The organism is Olsenella sp. An188 (assembly GCF_002160255.1).
Classification (GTDB): Bacteria; Actinomycetota; Coriobacteriia; order Coriobacteriales; family Atopobiaceae; genus Thermophilibacter; species Thermophilibacter avistercoris.
The window spans coordinates 146,955-168,745 of sequence record NZ_NFKF01000002.1 but is presented as its reverse complement, the minus strand read 5'-3'; the positions used below and the strand labels follow the sequence as shown (position 1 = coordinate 168,745).

15 protein-coding genes are annotated in these 21,791 nt (G+C 68.6%); 11 read left to right on the top strand and 4 right to left on the bottom strand.

Going from position 1 to position 21,791, the window contains the following annotated elements:
- Positions 1-460 precede the first annotated feature (460 nt).
- Positions 461-2,833 carry a DEAD/DEAH box helicase gene (locus B5F23_RS03205; RefSeq protein ID WP_087351744.1) on the bottom strand — a complete coding sequence of 791 codons (2,373 nt, stop codon included), beginning with the start codon at positions 2,831-2,833 and terminating at the stop codon, positions 461-463.
- 77 nt (positions 2,834-2,910) lie between these two features.
- On the opposite strand from B5F23_RS03205, the gene B5F23_RS03200 reads away from it, so the two are divergent.
- Complete coding sequence (locus B5F23_RS03200) at positions 2,911-3,831, top strand: DUF5104 domain-containing protein (protein ID WP_087351743.1); 921 nt, start codon at positions 2,911-2,913, stop codon at positions 3,829-3,831.
- 1 nt (position 3,832) lies between these two features.
- On the opposite strand, the gene B5F23_RS03195 is transcribed toward B5F23_RS03200, so the two are convergent.
- Complete coding sequence (locus B5F23_RS03195) at positions 3,833-5,131, bottom strand: ATP-binding protein (protein WP_087351741.1); 1,299 nt, start codon at positions 5,129-5,131, stop codon at positions 3,833-3,835.
- Between the two features lie 150 nt (positions 5,132-5,281).
- Here B5F23_RS03195 and B5F23_RS03190 point away from each other — a divergent pair, with 150 nt between their 5' ends.
- Both B5F23_RS03190 and B5F23_RS09675 read left to right on the top strand, forming a co-directional pair.
- Positions 5,282-5,464: a TetR/AcrR family transcriptional regulator gene (locus B5F23_RS03190; RefSeq protein WP_158096105.1), complete on the top strand. Its 183-nt coding sequence runs from the start codon at positions 5,282-5,284 to the stop codon at positions 5,462-5,464.
- A 117-nt stretch (positions 5,465-5,581) separates the two neighbouring features.
- The gene (locus B5F23_RS09675; RefSeq protein WP_158096104.1) at positions 5,582-5,755 is read left to right on the top strand and encodes a hypothetical protein; all 174 of its coding nucleotides are present in this window, start codon (positions 5,582-5,584) and stop codon (positions 5,753-5,755) included.
- Here B5F23_RS09675 and B5F23_RS03185 read toward each other — a convergent pair.
- Together B5F23_RS03185 and B5F23_RS03180 are read right to left on the bottom strand one after the other, a co-directional pair.
- Positions 5,752-7,350, bottom strand: coding sequence for a TerB N-terminal domain-containing protein (locus tag B5F23_RS03185; RefSeq protein ID WP_087351737.1), 1,599 nt, complete (start codon positions 7,348-7,350; stop codon positions 5,752-5,754). The genes B5F23_RS09675 and B5F23_RS03185 overlap by 4 nt on opposite strands.
- Positions 7,351-7,710: 360 nt before the next feature.
- Positions 7,711-8,466, bottom strand: coding sequence for a YaaA family protein (locus tag B5F23_RS03180; RefSeq protein WP_087351734.1), 756 nt, complete (start codon positions 8,464-8,466; stop codon positions 7,711-7,713).
- A gap of 56 nt (positions 8,467-8,522) precedes the next feature.
- Between B5F23_RS03180 and B5F23_RS03175 the strand changes: the two genes are divergently transcribed.
- The 8 genes from B5F23_RS03175 (at position 8,523) to B5F23_RS03140 (ending at position 21,695) form a co-directional block, all read left to right on the top strand.
- Positions 8,523-9,380, top strand: coding sequence for a spermidine synthase (locus B5F23_RS03175; protein WP_087351732.1), 858 nt, complete (start codon positions 8,523-8,525; stop codon positions 9,378-9,380).
- Positions 9,381-9,477: 97 nt separating this feature from the next.
- On the top strand, positions 9,478-11,502 hold the full coding sequence (gene htpG / locus B5F23_RS03170; RefSeq protein WP_087351730.1) for a molecular chaperone HtpG: 2,025 nt from the start codon (positions 9,478-9,480) through the stop codon (positions 11,500-11,502).
- A 299-nt stretch (positions 11,503-11,801) separates the two neighbouring features.
- Positions 11,802-13,145, top strand: coding sequence for a CHAD domain-containing protein (locus B5F23_RS03165; protein WP_087351728.1), 1,344 nt, complete (start codon positions 11,802-11,804; stop codon positions 13,143-13,145).
- A gap of 3 nt (positions 13,146-13,148) precedes the next feature.
- On the top strand, positions 13,149-14,570 hold the full coding sequence (fumC, locus tag B5F23_RS03160; protein WP_241145782.1) for a class II fumarate hydratase: 1,422 nt from the start codon (positions 13,149-13,151) through the stop codon (positions 14,568-14,570).
- Positions 14,571-15,082: 512 nt separating this feature from the next.
- Positions 15,083-16,378, top strand: coding sequence for an O-acetylhomoserine aminocarboxypropyltransferase/cysteine synthase family protein (locus B5F23_RS03155; RefSeq protein ID WP_087351725.1), 1,296 nt, complete (start codon positions 15,083-15,085; stop codon positions 16,376-16,378).
- Between the two features lie 144 nt (positions 16,379-16,522).
- Positions 16,523-17,224 carry a LytR/AlgR family response regulator transcription factor gene (locus B5F23_RS03150; protein WP_087351722.1) on the top strand — a complete coding sequence of 234 codons (702 nt, stop codon included), beginning with the start codon at positions 16,523-16,525 and terminating at the stop codon, positions 17,222-17,224.
- Positions 17,224-18,570 (top strand): ATP-binding protein, encoded by a 1,347-nt coding sequence (locus tag B5F23_RS03145; RefSeq protein WP_087351719.1) that lies wholly within the window; start codon positions 17,224-17,226, stop codon positions 18,568-18,570. The genes B5F23_RS03150 and B5F23_RS03145 overlap by 1 nt, the downstream gene beginning before the upstream one ends.
- Before the next feature lie 164 nt (positions 18,571-18,734).
- Positions 18,735-21,695, top strand: coding sequence for a beta-glucosidase (locus B5F23_RS03140; RefSeq protein ID WP_087351717.1), 2,961 nt, complete (start codon positions 18,735-18,737; stop codon positions 21,693-21,695).
- Positions 21,696-21,791 lie beyond the last annotated feature (96 nt).

The following is a 21,791-nucleotide window of genomic DNA, read 5'->3' as shown; positions in this document are numbered from 1 at the left end:
ACGGTTCCTCGTGTGGGCGGGTCGTGCCTTTTTCTTGCGAGGGCACGGCCCGCCCGCGTTGCGTCTAAAGTCAGCGCAAGATGGGGTTGCCAGCGGTTTTTCTGGACCTCTTGGGTGGTACGTTTGAGCGCGCTTGCCAAATTACCTGGTAGACGAGCTGTCCTCTCAAGGGGTGCCTTGCGTTCTCAAAATAAACCACTGACAAGCCTAAAGCTACGCCACTGCTCGGTGACGGGGTGGGGCGAAGGACGGTCCTGCCTCTAACCTGTATCAGCACGACGCACCCGAGGGCGAGCTCGCCGGGCTTGCTCGCCAGGGCGTTGCTCAGATAGGGAATCGCGGCTATGACGCTGATGACCTGCCCGTCGTCGCTTCCGGCCGCCTGCGGTGGGGGATTGCTTTTTCGGGAAAGCGTGTGGCCGCCACGTGCGAGAGGGCGTAGCTAGCCGCGGTGCTCTTCTCACCCCTCGAGCAGCCTGCGGCCCCACTCGGCCACGCGGGCCTTCATTCCGGCAACGTCGAGCACGCCGCACGCGAAGCCCTTGCGGATGAGCTCCTCGGGAACGAGCTCGTCGTACTTCTCGAAGTAGGGGACCTCGGCGGGGTAGAGGAGCTCCATCGGGTCCTCCAGGCGCTCGGCGGCGTCGCACACCACGTGGAAGAACGCACGCTCGTCCTCGCGCATCACGAAGGTGATGAAGTACGGCCTCGACGAGCTCACGCCCTTGATGCCCAGCTCGCCCGCGCACTTGATCTTGACGAGCCGCTCCAGGGCGAGAAACGCGTAGCTTCCCAGCCACGGCAGCAGGCAGTACATGGTCTGGCCCTTGTCGTTCTCGCCCAGGCAGACGAGGGGACCCTCGGTGAGGCGCGACGCCCGCGCCACGTGCCTCGCCTCGCGCAGCCTGGCGCGCGCGTGGTCCATGAGGTAGGGGTAGGCGCTGCCCTCCTCGAGCACGCGGCGCATGCGCTCCAGGATGTGCGTGTTGATGTCTCCTGCCACGTCCCCAAAGTAGGCGGGTACCTTGCCCTTGACCTGCGTGACGTAGAGCAGGTGGCGCTCGTGGTCAACCTCGTCCACCACCCAGACGTGGCCGGCTATGGCCACCTTCTCGCCGGGAGGCGGCGGGGCGCACAGGGTGCCAATCTCGGTGGAGTCCGAGCGCACGGTGTACTCCACGTTCTCCTGGAAGACCGCGAAGAACTTGTAGGAGCTCGTGACGCGCTCGCCGGCAAGGCCCACGATGAGGCCGCCCGACTCGGTCTGCTCGACGAAGTCGTTGCGCAGCAGGTGGCGCAGCAGAACGCGGAAGTCGTCCGTGCTGACGCGGTGGAAGTAGGTGAGCGTGAGCACGCGGCTCGCCAGCTGGGCGGGCGTAAGCTCTCCCTCCGAGGCGAGCGTGGCGAGCGTCTGGTGGCAGAGCAGGCTGTAGGGCAGCCGGTCGAGGTTGGGCGGCTCCACCCAGCGCTCTTCTCGGTAGAGCTGGACGAGGGCGATGCCCTGCAGGAGCTTCCAGGGTATGGTCTCGGGGAGAAGGGCGCGCGCCTCCTGCGGCTCCTCCCGCATGACGAACCACATCTCCGGGGGCGCGCCGCGCCTGCCCGTCCGGCCCATGCGCTGGAGGAACCCCGACACGGTGAACGGGGCGTCTATCTGGAACGCGCGCTCGAGCCGGCCCACGTCGATGCCGAGCTCCAGGGTTGCGGTGGCCACGGTGGTGAGCGCGGTCTCCTCGTCGCGCATGAGCTCCTCGGCGCTCTCTCGGATGGCGGCGGAGAGGTTGCCGTGGTGGATGAGGAAGCGGTCCGGCTCCCCGTTGGCCTCGCAGTAGCGCCGCAGCGTCGTGGTGACCTCCTCGGCCTCCTCGCGCGAGTTGCAGAAGACGAGGCACTTGCGGCCGCGGGTGTGCTCGAAGATGTATCCCAGTCCCGGATCTGAGTTCACGGGCGCAAGGTCGGTGGGATGCTCGACGGGCGCCGGGACTACCTCCGCGCGCAGTTCTGCAGGCGCGCCCTGTGCGCCGAAGCTGTTTGAGCACAGGGGTAGTCCCGGCGCCCCCGGCTCCATCGAGATGACGTCTGCCTCGACTTCGCTTCTCGTGGTCTGGCTTGTGCCCTCGTCGGCCTGGGGGCCGCCGGTGTAGAAGTGCTCCATCGAGAGGCGCCAGGTGCGGGGCGGCTCGCTGACCCGGGGGATGATCGTGTTGCGGCCGGTTCCCGCGGCGAGAAACGCACCCACGGCCTCGGGATCGCCTATGGTGGCGGAGAGTCCTATGCGCCTCGGGCTCACGCCGGCGACGCGCGAGAGGCGCTCTATGAGGCAGAGCGTCTGGCCGCCTCGGTCCTGCCTCAGCAGCGAGTGGACCTCGTCGATGACCACGTAGCGCAGGTCGCAGAAGAGCTTGGCCACGGCGGCGTGCCTGCGCACGAGCATGGCCTCGAGGGACTCCGGCGTGATCTGCAGGATGCCCGAGGGCCGTCGCATGAGCTTCGCCTTGTGCGAGGATGAGACGTCCCCGTGCCAGTGCCACACGGCGATGCCCGCCTCCTCGCACAGCTCCTCGAGGCGATAGAACTGATCGTTGATGAGGGCCTTGGTGGGGCCTATGTAGAGCGCGCCCACCGAGGCGGGAGGATCTTCCCAGAACTCGGAGAGGATGGGGAAGAAGGCGGCCTCGGTCTTGCCGGAGGCCGTGGAGGCGCACAGCAGCACGTGGTCTTCCGTGTCAAAGATGGCCTCGCCGGCGGCCACCTGGATGCCGCGCAGGTTCTCCCACTCGTGCGCGTAGATGAAGTCCTGCACGAACGGCGCGTAGCGATCGAACACTCCCATGGCAGCCTCCTTCCTGACTTGACTATAGGAACAAATGTTTCTATAGTCAAGTGGTAGGCGGAGGGAAGGAGGCAGACATGGTGGGACGTCGTCACGGGGGTCGCGCCCGGCACCTCGCCGCGCTCGCCTCCGCTCTGGTTGCCGTGGCGCTGTGCGTCGGGTGCTCGGGCCCCGCAGACACGCTGGCCAGGCTGGTCGGAAGCGGCGTCACGGGCGAGAAGTACGTGAGCTCGCGGCAGCAGGCGTGCCTCGACGCCGTGGACGCCCTCGTCGCCGCGCTCGAGGAGGGCGACCGCGACGGCGTGGTCGGGCTCTTCTCGCCCAACGCGCGCGCCTCGTCCGAGGGCCTTGACGCCACCGCCGCAAAGCTCGTCGAGGCCTGCTCCGGTCCCGTGGGATACGTCGACCGGGACTCGGCGGCGCGACCCGTCGAGCGCGAGAGCGTCGACGACCGCATGAGGCGCGTCGAGCTTGAGTTTGACTTCCTGATGACCTGCGGCGGGCGCAACTTCTGGTGCCTCGTGACGCTCGTGACGGAGGATGACGCCGACGGGGGAGAGGTGGGGGTCAGCTCCCTTGCGGTCTTCTCCGAGGACTTCTACAGCGCGATGATCTATGACGAGCCTCAGACGGAGTACTCCCAGGATTTGGGCCTGCGCCTGTACCTGGACTACCCGCTCGAGTGGGAGACGCGTGTCGTGGGCGGCGACCCGCTGCGCTACGACGCCACGGGGGCCGTGATTGACGTCGAAGACGCCGTCTCCTTCCTTGACGAGGGCGGGAGGTCGGTCAGGGACTTCGAGGAGCGCTTTGGCCGGCCGTGCTGTGTCTCGTGGATGGGGGAGGGGCACGTGTGCTACGAGCTTCCGAGCGAGGGCGGCGAGCCGCGCTACCTCAGCCTCGACGCGAGCGGGCGGGACGAGCCGGTCTACTCGGCCAGCGTCGTGGGGGAGCATGACGTGGTCGAGAGGGTCTGGAGCGAGGACGGGGAGGCGTGAGCTAGATCGTGAACTCCGCGTAGGCCTCGTCGACGTCCCCCTCGGCTGTCGCGGCCACCGGTGACGTCACGGCGCCCGAGAACGCGTCCGAGCGCAGGAGCTCGTCCACGTCCGCCCCGGGATTCTGGCACGCGATGTCGAGCAGCTCGATGAAGTCGCGGATCACCTCGCGCGGCGTGAGGTGGGTGTCCGCGCCCACGCGGCCAAACTCGATCTTGAGGAAGCTCACGAGCTGCGCCTCCGTGACGGTGCGCTCGTAGCCGAAGTAGCCCGCGTGAATCTCGGCGAGCTTCTCAATGAGCACGAGGAGCTCCTCGTAGGTGAGGGGCTCGAGGTGGATGACGGGCGCGAGCATGTCCGAGAGGCCCGCCCCGGCAAAGCGCCCCTGGGTGAGGCGGCTTCGCAGCGCCTCGTAGCTAAAGACCCCTCGACGCCGGTCCTCGATGGACTGGGGCGTGCCTCCCATGATGATGCCCAGGTGGCGGGCCTTGCCCTGGAGCGTGTCGTTGTACATGGTGAGGATCTTCTCGTAGTTGTACTGGCGCGACGTTGCGTTGGGGATTTTGTAGAGGTTGACGAGCTCGTCTACAAGCACGATAAGGCCCTGGTAGCCTGCCCCGACGAGGAACTGGGCGAAGAGCTTGAGGTACTCGTACCAGGTGTCGTCCGTGATGCAGGCGTTGACGCCCAGCTCGGAGCGCGCCTCGGTCTTGGTGCGGAACTCGCCGCGCAGCCACCTGACCACCCCGGCGCGCCGGTCGTCGTCCCCCTCGAGGGAGGCGTGCCAGTAGAGCTCCAGCACGCGCGAGAAGTCGAAGCCGCATACGAGCTCGCGGACGGGCTCGAGCTGGCGCGCGAGCGCACCCTCGGGGTCCGCCTCCTCGCGAAGCGCCGCCACCCAGCGGTCGAGCACGAGCGAGAGCGCCCCTCCCTCCGGGCGCGTCTTGGTCGAGAGGTTGCGCACGAGCTCGCGGTAGGTGGCGAGGCCCTGACCCTGTCCGCCCTGGAGGCGCCTCTCCGGGGAGAGGTCGGCGTCCGCGACCACAAAGCCGCGTCCCATGGCGTGCGTTCGGATGGTCTGGAGCAGGAAGCTCTTTCCGCTGCCGTAGCGGCCCACGAGGAAGCGGAAGCTCGCGCCCCCGTCCGCCACGAGGTCGAGGTCGTGCAGGAGCGCCTGAATCTCGCGCTCGCGGCCCACGGTTACGTAGGGGAGCCCGATGCGCGGCACGACCCCGCCCTTGAGCGAGTTGATGATGACCGCGGCGATGCGCCTCGGCACCCTCGTGGTGCTCCCGTCCATGCGCGCTCCTCTCTTCCGGGGACCTTGGATGATAGCACACGGACAGCCCACGAGCAAACAGGTGTTCTCTTTTCTTTGTGGTGCTTCCGTAAAATAATGACCAGAAAACACGACCAGTCACATTATTTGGTCGGTAAAGGAAGGGGCGACATGCTGGCCATATTCAACGAGAGGACCAAGTGGGCCCTGAGGGCGCGCCTGCTCGAGATAGGGTGGGAGCACCTGCTCAGGAAGGGCTTCCGCGCACTGCGCATCGAGGACATCACGCAGGAGGCGGGCATCGGCAAGGGCACGTTCTACGGGTTCTTCCCCTCGAAGGACGACTTCGTCTGAGAGCTCGTCGCCGAGAACCGACGCGCGCTCCCCGCGGACGCGCAGCTTGGCCCCGAGGTCGGCAGCGGCTTCGTCGGCGGAATCCTCGGCGACGCCGCCTCGGATCCGGCGCTCGCCATGACGCTGCAGCGAATCATCGCCATGGCCCTCATGTCTCGGGACGACTTCGACCCCGACGCGCTCGAGCGCGCCGTCGACGTGCTGATCGACGTCACCGTCGACGTCCTCTTTGGGACGCGGCCCGGCACCCCCGGCCCCGGTGCCGGCGCGGCGACGCCGCGCCAGGCCTAGGCGCCGAGCGCCGCGCGCACGTCCTCGACATAGTCCTCGACGAGTGCGGGCTCCCCCGCCTCGTCAAACTCGACCGCGGTGTCGCCGATGAGGTCGATGAGCTTCTCGTTGACGGCGTCGGCGAGCATGTCCGCGTTGCCCCCCGGCCTCCTTCCCTCGAGAAGGGCCTCGAGAAACGCCAGCTCCTCGGGGGTGAGGCCGAGCGGGGCACCCTTCTCGCCGAGCGAGGGGGGCTCGGGGGCGCCGGCCGGGGCAGCGGCCGCGGGCGAGACTGCGCTCGCGGGGCCCGCGGCCTCAGGCCCGGGTGTCGCGGGCGCCTCCTCGCGCTCCTCGTCGACGAGCAGCGCCTCTCGTGTCACGGCCGCCGCCGCGCGGATCCCCGCGAGCTTGGAGAGATCGATCTCGACGCGGCGCGGGGCGTGCGCGGCGCGCCAGTCGAGGTAGTCGCGGACCTCGCGCTCGACGAGCTGCGTGAGGTACTTGGGGTCGCCGTGCTCCTTGAGCGGGTGCGGGTAGTCGAGCGCCGCGCGCAGCTGCCGGTCGGCGGCGCGCAGCGCCTGACCGAGCCTGGCGCTCCGGCCCCCGCCGTCGTGCAGCGCGTCGCAGGTCCAGAGGTTGCGGCGACACTCGTAGCGGCGCGTCTCTCCGAGCTGCACCACGCAGTCGGGATGGGGCCCCGGCGGGCAGAAGACCGCGGAGGCAAACATGAGGTGGGGCATGGGGTGGGGCGACCCGAAGAGGCTCACCGTGAGGCCCTGGCTCCTGCTCGAGTGGTAGTAGCGCGCGAGCCGCTCAAAGACGGCGCAGGTTACGGCCACGAGGGCCTCGGGCTCATCCCGGTAGAGGCGAGAGGCGCTCGGGCGGTAGGTGGAGAGCTCGTCGAGCGCAGAGAAGAGCTCCCGGTCCGTCGCCGCGTGCGCGCCGAAGTCGCGCGCCGCACGCCGCCGGCTCGCCCCCGCCCGCTCGAGCACCACACGCTCGGTGCGCGCGAGCGTCGCGACGGCGCGGTCGTGCCCCGCGCCCGCGTATGGCTCGGCAAGGCGAGGGTCGAGGTCGTGGTAGACCACGTAGTCGACGAGCCAGGGCCGCACGTAGCGGTCCATGGCCGGCTCGAAGTCGCGGTAGGCGCGCCAGAACGCCTCGATCGCCCGGAAGGCCCGCTCGCCGGGCTCGGCGCCAACTCCGTTGATGAGCTCGTAGAGGTACACGTAGGCAAACGACGTCGAGGTCTGCTTCACCTCGCCGCGCCGCACCCTCACCCGCCAGGTGAAGTATCCGCGCAGCTGGCGGTCGTCCATGGCCTCATAGGTGGGGTAGTAGCTCTTGAACGTCCCCTGGTAGGGGAAGTCGTCCTCGTAGCCCTCCATGAGGCGGGCCTGCTCGACAAAGAGCCGGGCGTCGGACCACGAGCGGCTCTCGGGTCGCCGCGCAAGCTCGCGCATCTGCCGGATGGGCTCGGGCCGGTAGCTCGCCATCTGGGATCCGCGCATGAGGATGGGCTCGTCGGCGTAGGCGCGCGAGCTGGCGAACGTCCTTCCGCCCTTGGCGCGGCTTGCCGCGACGATCTGCTCGATTATCCGATCGATGTCTGGCATGGCACCCCTCTGAACGAGTCCGGCACCCACATATTACTCGCCCGCGCGCCGCGCCTCGGGGCGTCCGACGCCGCGTGCTGTGCAATTTGGGGGTTCGGTCCATGTTTTGGACAGGTCGGAGTGCAGTTTTGCCTCTCAGTCCATGCACTTTTTCGCTCGACTCCCTTTCGGGGAGAAAAATATACGAACGGTTTCGATTTGAGCATGTTTTATATGGACGTTATTCATGACGCTCGTCCCGCATCCCTCGCGCTTCGGAAAACGCATGGACTGAGAGGCAAAACTGCACGCGAGGATGCCCGCTGCATGGACTGAACGGCCAAATTGCATACGGGAGGCGTCCGGACCGCGTCGTCCGGGCTAGCCGCGGATGAAGACGAGCGTCCCGTCGCCCGAGCGCCCCTCGTCCAGCGCGTACCCGCGCTCCCGGAAGCCCACGAGCTCGCCCGCGTCCTCGACGCCGCGCTCAGCGCACCAGCGCACGAAGGTGCCGCGCGCCGCCTTTGCCTCGGTCGCCGGCTGGCGCAGCCGCCCGTCGCGGACCACACCGAAGACGCAGGTCAGGACCCTTGGCCCGTCCGGTCGCACGTAGGGGGTGACGGCCCGGGCGTACTCGGCCGACGCCGCGTTGACGATGAGCTCGCACCCCTCCCCGGCAAGCGACTCGTAGATCGCGTCGCCCCAGAAGCCGTAGAGGTTGCGCGCGCCGTCGACGGACAGGCGCGCCTGCATCTCCAGCCGGTAGGGAACGACCGCGTCGAGGGGCCGCAGGATTCCGTAGAGGCCGGAGAGGATTCTGAGGTGGGCGTCGAGCCAGCCCAGGGCCCGCTCGTCCATGACGGCCGCGGCGAGGTGCGTGTACTGGATTCCCTCGTACGCCACGGCAGCCGCCGTCGAGGCCCCCTCGAGGTCCATGTGGGAGAAGCGCTCGTAGTTGAGGTCGGCCAGGCGGTCGCTGCAGCCCCAGAGGGCCTGCGCCTCCTCGCGGGAGAGCTCTCCCACGGCGCGCGCGAGCCGCTCGGCGCGTCCCAGGAGCGCGGGCATGCGCACGGGCCACGGCGGCGCGTCGACCGCGCGCATGCCCTTTGCCGGCGAGATGATGATTCTGAGTGACATGTCCCCTCCCTGCGGGAATCGTAGCATCATGGGGGCGTCTACAAGAAGGGGGTCGCATGCCTGGCGAGAAGAACCGTCGGCTCGTGGCGCTCGCGCTGGCGGGCGCGACCGCGGCTGGGGTGCTCGCGCGCCGCGTGTGGACGCTGAACCCGCACGTCGTGCGCGTCTCCGGGGGCGTTGCGCTCGTCTACACCGTGCGCCGCGGCGCGGGCGAGCCCGTGAGGGTGCTGCGCACAGGAGGCGTCTACCAGTCGGCGACCTACCTCGGGTTGCGCCGCATGGAGCCGGTCTTTGCCTACTACCGCGCCCTCGCGCGCCTCTTCGAGCTGCGGCCCGCCGTGCGCCGCGTCCTCGCGATCGGCGGGGGAGGCTTCGCGTTCCCCAAGCTCGTCGCCTCCGAGCATCCCGGCGTGCGCACCGACGTCGTCGAGATCGACCCGGCCGTCGTCCGCGCCGCGCGCCGCTGGTTCTTCCTCGACGAGGCCGTCGCGCTCGCCCGGGCCGGCGGCGGCGACCTGAGCGTTTTCTGCGACGACGGCCGCGCCTTCCTCGAACGGGGCTGCGGCCCCTACGACGCCGTCGTCCTCGACGCCTTCGTGGGCGCCGAGCCGGCCTCCTCGCTCGCCACGGTGGGCGCCCTGCGCGCCGCCCGCCGCGCCCTCGTCCCCGGCGGCGTCCTGCTTGCCAACGTGGTCTCGCGCGAGGGCGGCTCCGACGTGGAGTTCCTGCGCTCCTTCGTGGCCACGGCGCGCCTGGCGTTTGCCAACGTCGTCGTGGCGCCGGCGAGCGACGAGGAGCGCTCCGCCGAGGACAACTACCTCGTCGTTGCCTCCGACGGGGACGTCGAGCTTGCCGACGCCATCGCCTACGACGAGGACTTCCTCGGGGCGGTCCTTCTCGACGACGAGCCCTGATGAGCCGGCGCCCAGCATCTAAGCGTCACCGACTGAGATTATCTAAAAAAGGGTAGACTACCCCTCGGCAAACAACCGCACGAAAGGGGAGCGCCGCATGCGCAAGTTCAAGACAGAGAGCAAGAAGCTGCTCGACCTCATGATCAACTCCATCTACACCAACCGCGAGATCTTCCTGCGCGAGCTCGTCTCCAACGCCTCCGACGCCATCGACAAGCTCTACCTCAAGAGCCTCACGGACGGCTCGGTCCACGTCGACCAGGACAACCTCGCCATCAACGTTGCCTTTGACAAGGACGCGCGCACCATCACCGTCTCGGACAACGGCATCGGCATGACCGAGGATGAGCTCGAGAAGAACCTTGGCACCATCGCCCACTCCGGCTCCGAGGAGTTCAAGGCCGCCAACGCCGAGGCGCAGGGCGACGCCGTGGACATCATCGGCCGCTTCGGCGTGGGCTTCTACTCCGCGTTCATGGTCGCGCGCGAGGTCAGCGTCACCACGCGCGCCTGGGGCTCCGACGAGTGCTTCCGCTGGGCCTCGGACGGCGTCGAGGGCTACACCATCGAGCGCGTCGCCGCGGACGACCCGGCCTACCGCGCCACCTGCGGCACCGACATCGTCCTTCACCTCAAGGAGAACACCGACGAGGCCTCCTACGACGAGTTCCTCTCCGAGTGGCAGCTCAAGGAGCTCATCCGCCGCTACAGCAACTACGTGCGCTACCCCGTCAAGATGCTCGTCACCAAGAGTCGCCAGAAGGACAAGCCCGAGGACGCGCCGGACGACTACACGCCGGAGTGGGAGGACTACACCGAGCTCGAGACCATCAACTCGATGACCCCCATCTGGAAGAAGCGCAGCTCCGAGGTCACGGACGAGGAGTACGCCGAGTTCTACAAGTCCACCTTCCACGACTGGGCCGACCCGGCGCGCACCTTCACGCTCCACGCCGAGGGCACCCTCGAGTACGACGCGCTGCTGTTCATCCCGGGCCAGGCGCCCTTCGACCTCTACAGCCGCGACTACGAGAAGGGCCTCGAGCTCTACAGCTCCAACGTCCTCATCATGGAGAAGTGCGCCGACCTGCTTCCCGACTACTACAACTTCGTCCGCGGCGTGGTCGACTCCGCCGACGTCTCGCTCAACATCTCCCGCGAGACGCTCCAGCAGACCCGCCAGCTCCAGGCCATGGCGCGCCGCATCGAAAAGAAGATCACCTCCGAGCTCGAGTCCATGCGCGACCAGAGCCGCGAGGACTACGAGAAGTTCTTCGAGAACTTCGGCCGCGGTCTCAAGTACGGCATCTACCAGAGCTACGGCATGAAGAAGGACGAGCTCGCGGGGCTGCTGCTGTTCTGGAGCGCGCGCGACCAGAAGATGGTCACGCTCCAGGAGTACGCCGCCGCCATGCCGGCCGGCCAGAAGGCGATCTACTACGCCGCCGGCGACTCTCGCGAGCGCCTGGCCAAGATGCCCGTGGTGGAGGCCGTCCTCGCCAAGGGCTACGACGTGCTGCTGGCCACTCAGGACGTGGACGAGTTCTGCTTCCAGGCCATGCGCGACTTCACGGCCAAGGGCCTGCCCATGGCCTACGAGGACGACGCCGCGCGCGAGGCCGCCGAGAAGGCCGTGGCCGACGGCGCCGAGCCCGAGGTCGAGGACCGCACGCTCGAGCTCAAGAACGTGACCTCCGGCGACCTCGACCTGGCCACCGAGGACGAGAAGAAGGCCGCCGAGGAGGCCACCAAGGCAAACGAGGGCCTGTTCGGGGCCATGAAGGACGCCCTGGGCGAGAAGGTCGAGAAGGTCGCGGTCTCCACGCGCCTCGCGGCCGACGGCGCCCCCGCGGTCATCACCTCCGAGGGCCCGCTCAGCCTGGAGATGGAGAAGGTCCTCTCGGTGGGCCCCGAGGCCGACAAGGCCCCCAAGGCCACGCGCGTGCTCGAGGTCAACGCCAAGCACCCGGTCTTCGAGAAGCTGCGCGCGGCGCAGGAGGCCGGCGAGACCGAGAAGGTCGGCCTCTACGCGGAGCTCCTCTACAACCAGGCCCTGCTCGTCGAGGGCATCATGCCCGAGGACCCCGTGGCCTTCGCCACCCAGGTCTGCGAGCTCATGTGATCCAGAGGGGACAGCCCCCTTTGAGTCACTTCAGGGCGCGGCGCACGCTGGCGAGAAGCCCGGGGAGCTCCGGGCTCGCGTCGGCGGGCGCCGCGCCCGTTTGCGTGCGTTGTCCCGAGCTGCGCGCACGTTCTTGTCGAGAAAAGCGTGCGTTTGGCTTGGGCCGGCGCGGTCGCCGCGCCGAGACGTGCGGCCTTCGGGCTCTCGGCGCCGTTCCCCGACGCATGATTTCGGTAAGCGGAGAATTGCTATGCTAAAGAGTCCGGCGGGGTGCGCCGGAGACGGAGAACGGGGGAGACATGGTCAAGACGCTGGTGCTCGTTCGACACGGTGCTCCCGAGGCGGCCGCCGCCTCGGGCGCGGACCTCGACCGCAGGCTCACGGCCTCGGGTGCCCGGGCCCTGCGCACGGCCTACCCGCGCACCTTCGCGCTCCTGGGCGACGACGCCCAGGTCGAGGTCTGGAGCAGCCCGGCGGTGCGCGCGCTCGAGACGGCCGACGTCGTGGCCGCGTCGACGGGCGCGCAGGACATCGAGGTCCACCAGTCGCTCTACGCCCAGGACATGGCGGCGTTTCTCGTCGAGCTCGAGGCGAGTGACGCGCTCGTCGTGGCCGCCGTGGGGCACGCCCCGTTCGTGGACAACCTCGCGACGCGCCTGCTCGGCCAGTGCCCGTCGTTCGGCAAGGGCACGGCCGTGGCGATCGACCTGCCCGACGGGGCGTCCGGCCGCGGCGTGCTGCGCTGGTGCGTGGCGGGTCCGGAGGTCGCCTCGTGGGAGGAGCTCGCCTCCGTCGAGCGCGCCGTCGCGCTCGCCGCGAGCGACCTCTCCGCGCACTCCGAGGCGTTTCTCGCCAAGCCCGAGGACGCCGAGGGCCTGCGCCAGTTCAGGATGGGCCTGCGGCGCGTGCGCTCGCTGCTGCAGTTCCTGGCCCCCTGGCAGACCAAGAAGCAGAACCGCCGCTCCGAGCACGTGCTCAAGGAGCTGCAGGTGGCGTCCGCGCGCCTGCGCGCGCTCGACATCCTCTCGGAGTGCGTCGACGGGCTCGTGGAGTCCGGCGAGCTGGGCGAGAACAGCCTGCTGCCGATGGCCTGCGCCAAGGAGCGCGCGCTCGAGTGCGCCTCGCTGATCACGGACATGCGCAAGCGCCACGCCGCGAAGGGCCTGGGCAAGCTCGCCCGCGACCTCGCGCACCTGAGCTGGAAGTCCAAGGTCGCCGAGCGCGGCCTCACGTCCGAGGACTTCCGCGCGCGCTTCGACGAGCAGTTCAACGAGGTCGACGAGGACCTCTTCGGCCTCGACCTGCGCGACGGCGACGCCGTCTACGTGGCGCGCCGTGACGCGAAGGAGATGCACTACGTGGCCGAGCGCCTGGGCGAGGTCCTGGGCGCCGACCGCGCGCAGATGAGCGAGTACCTCGACGAGATCCAGATGGAGCTCGGCGCGCTCTCGGACGCGCGCAGCAACAAGCAGCTCGCGGAGGAGTGCGCCAAGAGCCCGCGCTTCCGCGGCGTCCGCGCCGACCTGGGCGTGGTCGCGCGCGACCAGGCCGAGGTGGTCTCCGCGATCACCTCGGGGCTCGAGCGCCGCGAGGCGGACGCGCGTCCCGTCTCCGGGGACGCGCCCGAGGGCGAGGAGGGCTAGCGCGTGGGCGAGAAGATCCAGTCCGGCGCCGAGACCCCGACCGGGGCCTGGCGCGTCGAGCGCGACTCGATGGGCGAGATGCGCGTGCCCGCGGACGCCCTGTGGGGCGCGCAGACCGAGCGCAGCCACGAGAACTTCCCCATCGGCACCGAGCGCATGCCGCGTGAGATCGTCTCCGCGTTTGCGCTGGTGAAGAAGGCCGCCGCGCGCGCGAACTGCCGCCTGGGCCGGCTCGGCGAGGCCGAGCGCGACCTCATCTGCGCCGCCGCCGACGAGGTCCTGGACGGCTGCCACGACGCGGACTTCCCGCTCGTGGTGTGGCAGACGGGCTCCGGCACCCAGTCCAACATGAACATGAACGAGGTCCTCGCCAACCGCGGCAACCAGCTCGCGGCCGAGCGGGGCGCGGAGCTGGAGCGCCCCCTGCACCCCAACGACACGGTGAACATGAGCCAGTCGTCCAACGACACCTTCCCGACGGCCATGCACGTCGCCGCGGCGCTCGCCGTGACGGGGCGCCTGCTCCCGGCGATCGACCAGCTCGCGGCCACGTTCGCGCGCCTCGAGCGGGAGTGCGCCGGCGTGGTCAAGAGCGGGCGCACCCACCTGCAGGACGCCGTGCCCATCTCGTTTGCGCAGGAGATCTCCGGCTGGCGCGGGCTTCTCGAGTGCTCGCGCGAGGAGCTTCTCGCCGCCATGCCGCAGCTCGTGCGCCTTGCGCTCGGCGGCACGGCCGTGGGCACGGGCCTCAACGCGCCCGCGGGCTTTGACGTGGCCGTCGCCGAGGAGCTCGCGGAGCTCACGGGCCTGCCGTTCGTGACGGACCCCAACAAGTTCCGGGCGCTCACGGGCAAGGACGCGCTCGTCTTCTCCCACGGTGCGGTCAAGGGCCTCGCCGCCAACATGATGAAGATCGCCAACGACGTGCGCTGGCTCGCGAGCGGCCCGCGCCTTGGCCTGGGCGAGATCAAGATCCCGGCCAACGAGCCGGGTAGCTCCATCATGCCGGGCAAGGTCAACCCCACGCAGTGCGAGGCCGTGACGATGGTCGCCGTGCAGGTCATGGGCAACGACGCCGCGATCGGCTTCGCTGCGAGCCAGGGCAACTTCGAGCTCAACGTGTTCATGCCCGTGATCGCATACAACTACCTGCAGTCCGTGGGGCTTCTCGCCGACGCGATCGCCTCGTTCGACGAGCGCTGCGCGAGCGGGATCGAGCCGGTGCGCGAGAGGATGGCCGAGAACCTCCACCGCTCGCTCATGCTCGTGACCTGCCTCAACCCCTACATCGGCTACGACAACGCGGCGCGGGTCGCCAAGAAGGCCTACGCCGAGGGGACGAGCCTGCGCGAGGCCTGCCTGTCGCTCGGCCTGCTCACCGCGGAGCGCTTCGACGAGGTCTTCCGCCCGGAGGAGATGGTCTAGGCCCGCGGCCCGCCGGCGTGCCCCGCGCCGCCGGGTCGCGCGACGCCCCCTCCTGCCATAGGCCGCGCGCTGCCGCGAACTGCGGTCCGCCACGAACCGCGTGCCGCCACGAGCTGCGTGCTGCCATGAACCATGGGCTGCCGCGAACTGTGGGCGATTGGGTGGCATCCTTGATATGGGTGTCGCTTCGGCATCAAACATGCCGCCCAATCGCACCCAATTTGTGGTCACGGAGCGCCCTGGCGAGCTGATTTTGCTCCCATCCGCGTCGAGCGCATCAAACATGCCGCCCAATCGCCCCGGGGTTGGGACAAATCGGTCTGTTCCGGGAGCGCGGAGGCTGCCAAACACCCAATCGCGCGGCTTTCGTGGCGGCGCGGGACTGCGCGTGGCAGTGCGGGACGGCGCGGCCCGCGGCCCTCCGGTTCTTCTCGCCTGTTACGTTTTCCCGACCTCGCCTCCGTCCGCGCCCGGCCGCTCTATCATGGACAGACCCAACAGAAAGGACCGCCATGAGCGAGAAGGACCTCGAGCAGACCATCGACACCCGCTGCGTCCAGGCCGGCTACACGCCCGGCGACGGCGAGCCGCGCCAGATTCCCATCGTCCAGTCCACCACCTTCAAGTACGACACGTCCGAGCACATGGGCCAGCTCTTCGACCTCGAGGCCTCGGGCTACTTCTACACGCGCCTGCAGAACCCCACCAACGACGCGGTGGCGGCCAAGATCTGCGCGCTCGAGGGCGGCGCGGCCGGCATGCTCACGAGCTCCGGCCAGGCTGCCAACTTCTTCGCGCTGTTCAACATCTGCGAGGCGGGCAGCCACATCGTGGCGAGCTCGGCCATCTACGGCGGCACCTACAACCTCATCGCGCACACCATGGCCAAGATGGGCGTCGAGTCCACGTTCGTCTCGCCCACGGCGACGGCCGAGGAGCTCGAGGCGGCCTTCCGCCCCAACACGCGCGCCGTCTTCGGCGAGACCATCGCCAACCCCGCGCTCGACGTGCTCGACATCGAGCGCTTTGCGCAGGCGGCCCACGCCCACGGCGTGCCGCTCATCGTGGACAACACCTTCGCCACGCCGGTCTTCTGCCGCCCCTTCGAGTGGGGCGCGGACATCGTGACGCACTCCACCACCAAGTACATGGACGGCCACGGCGCGGGCGTCGGCGGCGCCATCGTGGACTCGGGCAACTTCGACTGGATGGCCCACGCCGAGAAGTTTCCCGGCCTCACCACCCCCGACGAGTCCTACCACGGCATCGTCTACGCCGAGAAGTTCGGTCAGGCGGGCGCCTTCATCACCAAGGCCACCTCGCAGCTCATGCGCGACCTCGGCTCCATCCAGAGCCCGCAGAACGCCTTCTATCTCAACCTCGGACTCGAGAGCCTGCACGTGCGTATGCCGCAGCACTTCAAGAACGGCCTGGCGGTGGCGGAGTTCCTCGAGAAGAGCGACAAGGTCGTCTCGGTGCGCTTCCCGCACCTCGAGGGCGACCCGTACTACGAGCTGGCGCAGAAGTACCTGCCCGAGGGCGGCTCGGGCGTCGTGTCCTTTGAGCTTGCCGGCGGACGCGCGGCTGCCGAGAAGTTCATGGCGGCCCTGCGTCTGGCCGCGATCGAGACGCACGTGGCCGACGCCCGCACCTGCTGCCTGCACCCGGCGTCCTCCACGCACCGCCAGATGACCGACGAGGAGCTGGCCGCGGCCGGCATCTCCCCGGCCATGGTGCGCTTCTCGTGCGGTCTGGAGGGCACCGAGGACCTCATCGCCGACATCGAGCAGGCGCTCGCCGCGATCTAGCAGCGGCGACACTTGACGCTGGCGTCGGGGCTGATTGCCACACATGGGGCCGCTGGGCACTTCTCGCCCGGCGGCCCTTCTTGATGTGTGACAATCAGCTCTGACGCCAGAGAAAGACGCCAGCGACACGAGGGGGGTGGGCGCATGCTCGTCGCGGTGGTGGATGACACGGAGGCGGACGCTGCGTCGCTCGCCTCCTACATCGAGGAGTTCTCCCGGGAGCGCGGCGTTGCCCTGCAGGTCGAGCGCTTCTCGCACCCCGGCAGCTTCTTCAAGGGCGACACGAGCCGCTTCTCGCTCGTCATCCTGGACATAGACATGCCCGGCATGAACGGCGTCGAGGCGGCGCGCCTCCTGCGCGAGACCGACCCCGACGTGGTCATCATGTTCGTGACCAACTACCCGCAGTACGCGCTCGCGGGCTACGAGGTCGAGGCCGTCGACTACGTGATCAAGCCCATCTCCTACGGCGAGTTCTTCCTCAAGATGCAGAAGGCCCTGCGCTACGTGGGCCGCAACACGGAGCGAAGCGTCGTCATCAAGACCAAGGAGGGCGTGGTGAGCCTCTCGGTCTGGGAGCTGCTCTACGTGGAGTCCTCGCGCCACTACCTCATCTATCACACCGCGGGCGAGACGTACCGCGAGCGCGGCTCGATGTCCTCCGCCGAGAAGAACCTCGCGCCGCTGCAGTTTGCGCGCTGCAACAGCGGCTACCTCGTCAACCTGCGCCACGTCAAGGGCATCGACGGGGAGGACGTCATCGTGGGCGGGGAGCGGCTCAAGATCAGCCGCGGCAGGCGCGCGGAGTTTCTCGCCGCGTTCTCGCGCTTTGTCGGGGGCATCTGATGGGGGAGGCCGCCGTCGCGCTCGCCGCGCCCGCCGCCACGTTCGAGGAGCTGCGCTTTGTCTGGGAGCTCTATGCCGCGGAGGCGCTCTTCCTCACGTCCTTTGCCAGCAGGCGCGGGCGCGTGGGGGCCCGCCTGGCGCTGGGGCTCGCGCTCTTCTCCGTCCTCTCCCAGGGCTATTTTGTCTGGCTGCGGGCGATGGCCCCTCTCGTGCCCGTCTTCCCCGTCGTCGTCGCCCTCTGGTACGTGGTGCTCACGCTGCTCATGATGGCGTACTTCCGCTGGTGCTTTGCGGTCTCCTACGCCGACACGCTCTACGTGGGCATCATCAGCTACGCCGCCCAGCACGTCGTCTACGCCGTGGTCCACGAGATGCTCGCGCGCTGGCTCCTGCCGCAGCTCGCGGAGCGCCTTGTGGCCTACGTTGCCCTGAGCGCGCTTGTCTGCGCGGCATGGTATGGCCTGCTCTACTGGTTCTTCTCGCGCCGCCTGAGCCTTGCGGGCGAGAAGATCCTGGAGGGGTCCCCGCGCGACGTCGTCATGATGACGGGCCTTCTCGTCATCTTCCTGGGCTGCGCGTTTGGCTTCCAGCACCTCTTCACCAACTTCGCGGGCAGCAGGCCCACGGTGATCTGGATGACGGTGCTTCTCTGCCTCATGGTGCTGGGCCTGCAGTACGCGAACTTCCAGGCGGCGCTCATGGGCCGCGAGCGCGCGGCGACCGAGCAGATGCTACGCGAGGGGGCGCGCCACTGGGACCTCTCCCACGAGCTGATCGAGAACGTGAACCGCTCGGTGCACGACCTCAAGCACGCCCTGCGCGCGCTCGAGCAGCTGCCCGCGGAGCAGCGCGAGGGGTTTGTCAACGAGACGTCCGAGTACATACGCCGCTACGAGTCGCTCGTCTACTCCGAGAACGAGGCGCTGAACACGCTTCTCTCCGAGAAGGCGCTGCTCTGCGAGAACCGCGGCATATCGTTTTCCTGCGTCGTTGGCAGCGTTGACCTGGGCTTCATCTCCATGCCCGACCTCTACGTGCTGCTCGGCAACACCATCGACAACGCCATCGAGGCGGTCCAGCGGCTCTCCGACTCGGCCCGCCGCGCCATCACGCTGCAGGTTCAGGGGCGCGCGGGGCTCGTGCTCATCACGTGCGACAACCCCTTTGAGGGCGAGCTGCGCATGCGCGGCGGCCTGCCCCTCACGTCCAAGGCGGACGCCTCGCGCCACGGCTTTGGCCTCAAGAGCATCAGGCTCATTGCCGAGAAGTACGACGGCGTCCTCGACGTGAGCACGGACGGCGGCGTCTTCACGGTGCAGATCAGCATCCCCGCGCAAGCATGGTGACGCTGGTTGGTGACGCCGGTGTCATCCGCTTCACCAACAAATCTTGCCCAAATTGCCTCAAACGGTGCCAACCCTCGTTTGGCGCCCGCCTCTCATCCCATACTCGCCTCAGGAATCGTTAAGGGGCGGCGGCGTGCCGTCGCCCGAGGAAGAGGAGGGAAGGGATGAAGAAGACCCTGTCCAAGAAGAAGGCGATACCGCTTCTGGTCCTTATCGCCGTGGTGGTGTGCGCGCTCGGCGTTGGCACCTGCTTTGCCAACAAGTACGCCCCGGTCATCAACACGTTCCTCGGCACCAAGAGCTACGAGGTCCGCGAGACCGGCGACGGCGCCGAGGACACCGAGTACTACAAGGCGTCCTACGCAAGCGAGCAGGAGCGCCTCGCCGCCGACTCCGCCGCCGCCCAGCAGGTGCAGGGCGAGGGCTCCGTCCTGCTCAAGAACGACGGTGCCCTACCGCTTGCCGGCGGCAGCGTCTCGCTCTTCGGCGTGAGCTCGGCCGACATCCTCTATGGCGGTGGCGGCTCCGGCGCCGTTGACGCATCCACGGCGCCGACGCTCAAGGACGCCCTCGAGCAGGCCGGCTACTCCGTCAACCCCACGATGTGGGAGTTCTACACCGAGGGCGCCGCGGCGGACATCCGCATGGACGTCGCCGACATGGCGGGCACGGGCCGCTACGTGATCCACGAGGCATCCCCCGAGCTCTTCTCGTCTGCCGAGACCTCGAGCTTTGACGAGTACGGTGACGCCGCCATCGTGACGTTTGCGCGCTCCGGCTCCGAGAGCTCCGATCTGCCCACCGTCTACGACGAGTCCTACCTCGAGCCGATGGACATCGAGGGCTTCATGGGGGCCTTCCACTCCGATCCGCTCGACTCCCCGGATGACGTGGGCCGCCACTACCTTGAGCTCACCGCCACCGAGGAGGAGCTGCTCCGTTACGTGTCCGAGCGCTTTGACAAGGTGATCGTGCTCATCAACTCCGGCAACGCCATGGAGCTCTCCTTCCTCGACGAGGAGGAGTACGGCGTCGACGCGTGCCTGTGGATCGGCAACCCGGGGCAGGACGGCCTTCTCGCCGTGGGCAGCATCCTCACCGGCGCCATCAACCCCTCCGGCCGCACCACGGACACCTACGCCACCAACTCGCTCTCCGCGCCCGCCGTCCAGAACTTTGGCAACAACCTCATCTCCGGCGCCGAGAACAGCCCCTTTGTGGTGTACCAGGAGGGCATCTACGTGGGGTACCGCTACTACGAGACGCGCTACGAGGACGTGGTGCTGGGCCAGGGCAACGCCAGCTCGGCCGCGGGCGCCTCTGACGGCGCGGGCTCGTGGTCCTATGCCGACGAGGTCCAGTTCCCGTTTGGCTACGGACTGTCCTACACCACCTTTGAGCAGGCCCTCACCGGCAGCTCCAGCGGCGACGGCACCGTGACCCTCACGGTTGACGTGACCAACACCGGCGAGGTTGCCGGCAAGGACGTGGTGCAGGTCTACGCCCAGAGCCCCTACACGGACTACGACCGCGAGAACGGCGTCGAGAAGAGCGCGGTCCAGCTCGTGGGCTTTGCCAAGACCAAGCTGCTGGAGCCCGGCGAGACCCAGACCCTGAGCGTGGAGGTGAGCGAGAAGGACCTCGCGAGCTATGATGCCGACGGCGCCGGGACCTACGTCCTCGAGGGCGGCGACTACCTCCTTGCCATCGGCTCCGACGCGCACGACGCCCTCAACAACATCCTCGCCGCCAAGGGTGCCACCACGGCCGACGGCATGGACGCCGAGGGCGACGCCGAGAAGGTCGCCACGGTCCCGCTTGCCGAGACGGACGTCTACGCCACCTCCCAGCACACGGGCGAGGCCATCGAGAACCAGTTCGCAGATGCCGACATGCGCACCTACGACGAGGGCTTCACCTACCTCTCCCGCAGCGACTGGGAGGGCACCTACCCCACCACCTACGCGCTCGAGGCGACCGACGAGATCGTGGCCGGGCTCGCGGTCAAGGAGGGTGCCGACGACCCCGAGGCCGAGATGCCCGTGACGGGCGCCGAGAACGGCCTCACGCTCGCCATGATGATCGACGTCCCCGCCGACGACCCGTCCTGGGACGACCTGCTCGACCAGCTCACGGCCGAGGAGATGTATAACCTCGTGCGCGTGGGCGGCTATCAGACGCAGACGGTCAACTCCGTGGGCGCGCCGGCTACCGTGTGCGTCGACGGCCCCGCCTTCGTGGGCAACGCCGGCACCACGGGCGTCAACCGCCCCGAGAGCACGTACGCCTGGTGCTCCGAGGTGGTTATCGCCTCCACCTGGAACGTCGAGCTCGCCCGCCTCATGGGCGAGATGATCGGCGAGGACTGCCTCGCGCAGGGCGACCTCAACTTTGCCGGCTGGTACGCCCCCGCGATGAACATCCACCGCACGGCCTTCTCCGGCCGCAACTTCGAGTACTACTCCGAGGACGGCTTCCTCTCCGGCGAGTTTGGCACCGCCACCGTGGCCGGCGCGCGCTCCAAGGGCGTCATCACCTTCGTGAAGCACTTCGCCCTCAACGACCAGGAGACCAACCGCACCACCATCGCCACCTTCTCGAACGAGCAGGCCATCCGCGAGATCTACCTCGCCGCGTTTGAGCCGAGCATCGCTGACGAGGAGAGCGGCTCGCTCGGCGTCATGCTCTCCATGAACCGCATTGGCCTCACGTGGTCCGGCGACCACAAGGGGATGACCACCAACGTCCTTCGCGGCGAGTGGGGCTTTGACGGCACGACAATCACCGACCAGGCCTCCTATCCCGAGGCGTTCCCGCTGCTCGCCATTCGCGCCGGCCTTGAGGGCGGCACGGACCTGTGGCTCAACTCCGGCACCGACAACTGGCAGATCGAGGGCTACGAGTCCAACCCCACGGTCATGGGCCAGCTGCGCGACGCCGCGCGCCACATCCTCTACTCCGTCTCCCGCAGCTTTGCCATGAACGGCATCTCCTCCACGGCGCAGGTCGTGAGCGTGACGCCCATCTGGCAGATGGCGCTTTACGTGCTCGACGCCGTCGTGCTCGTCGGGGCCGTTGCGGGCGTCGTCGCCCTTGTCCGCAAGACCTCCTGGAGTCAGTCATGACAACGGTGACGGGCTAAGCGGTCGCGCTTTGGGCCGTCGGGCACTTCTCGCCCGGCGGCCCTTCTCGTTGTGTGACAATCTGACCGTCAGCCATGA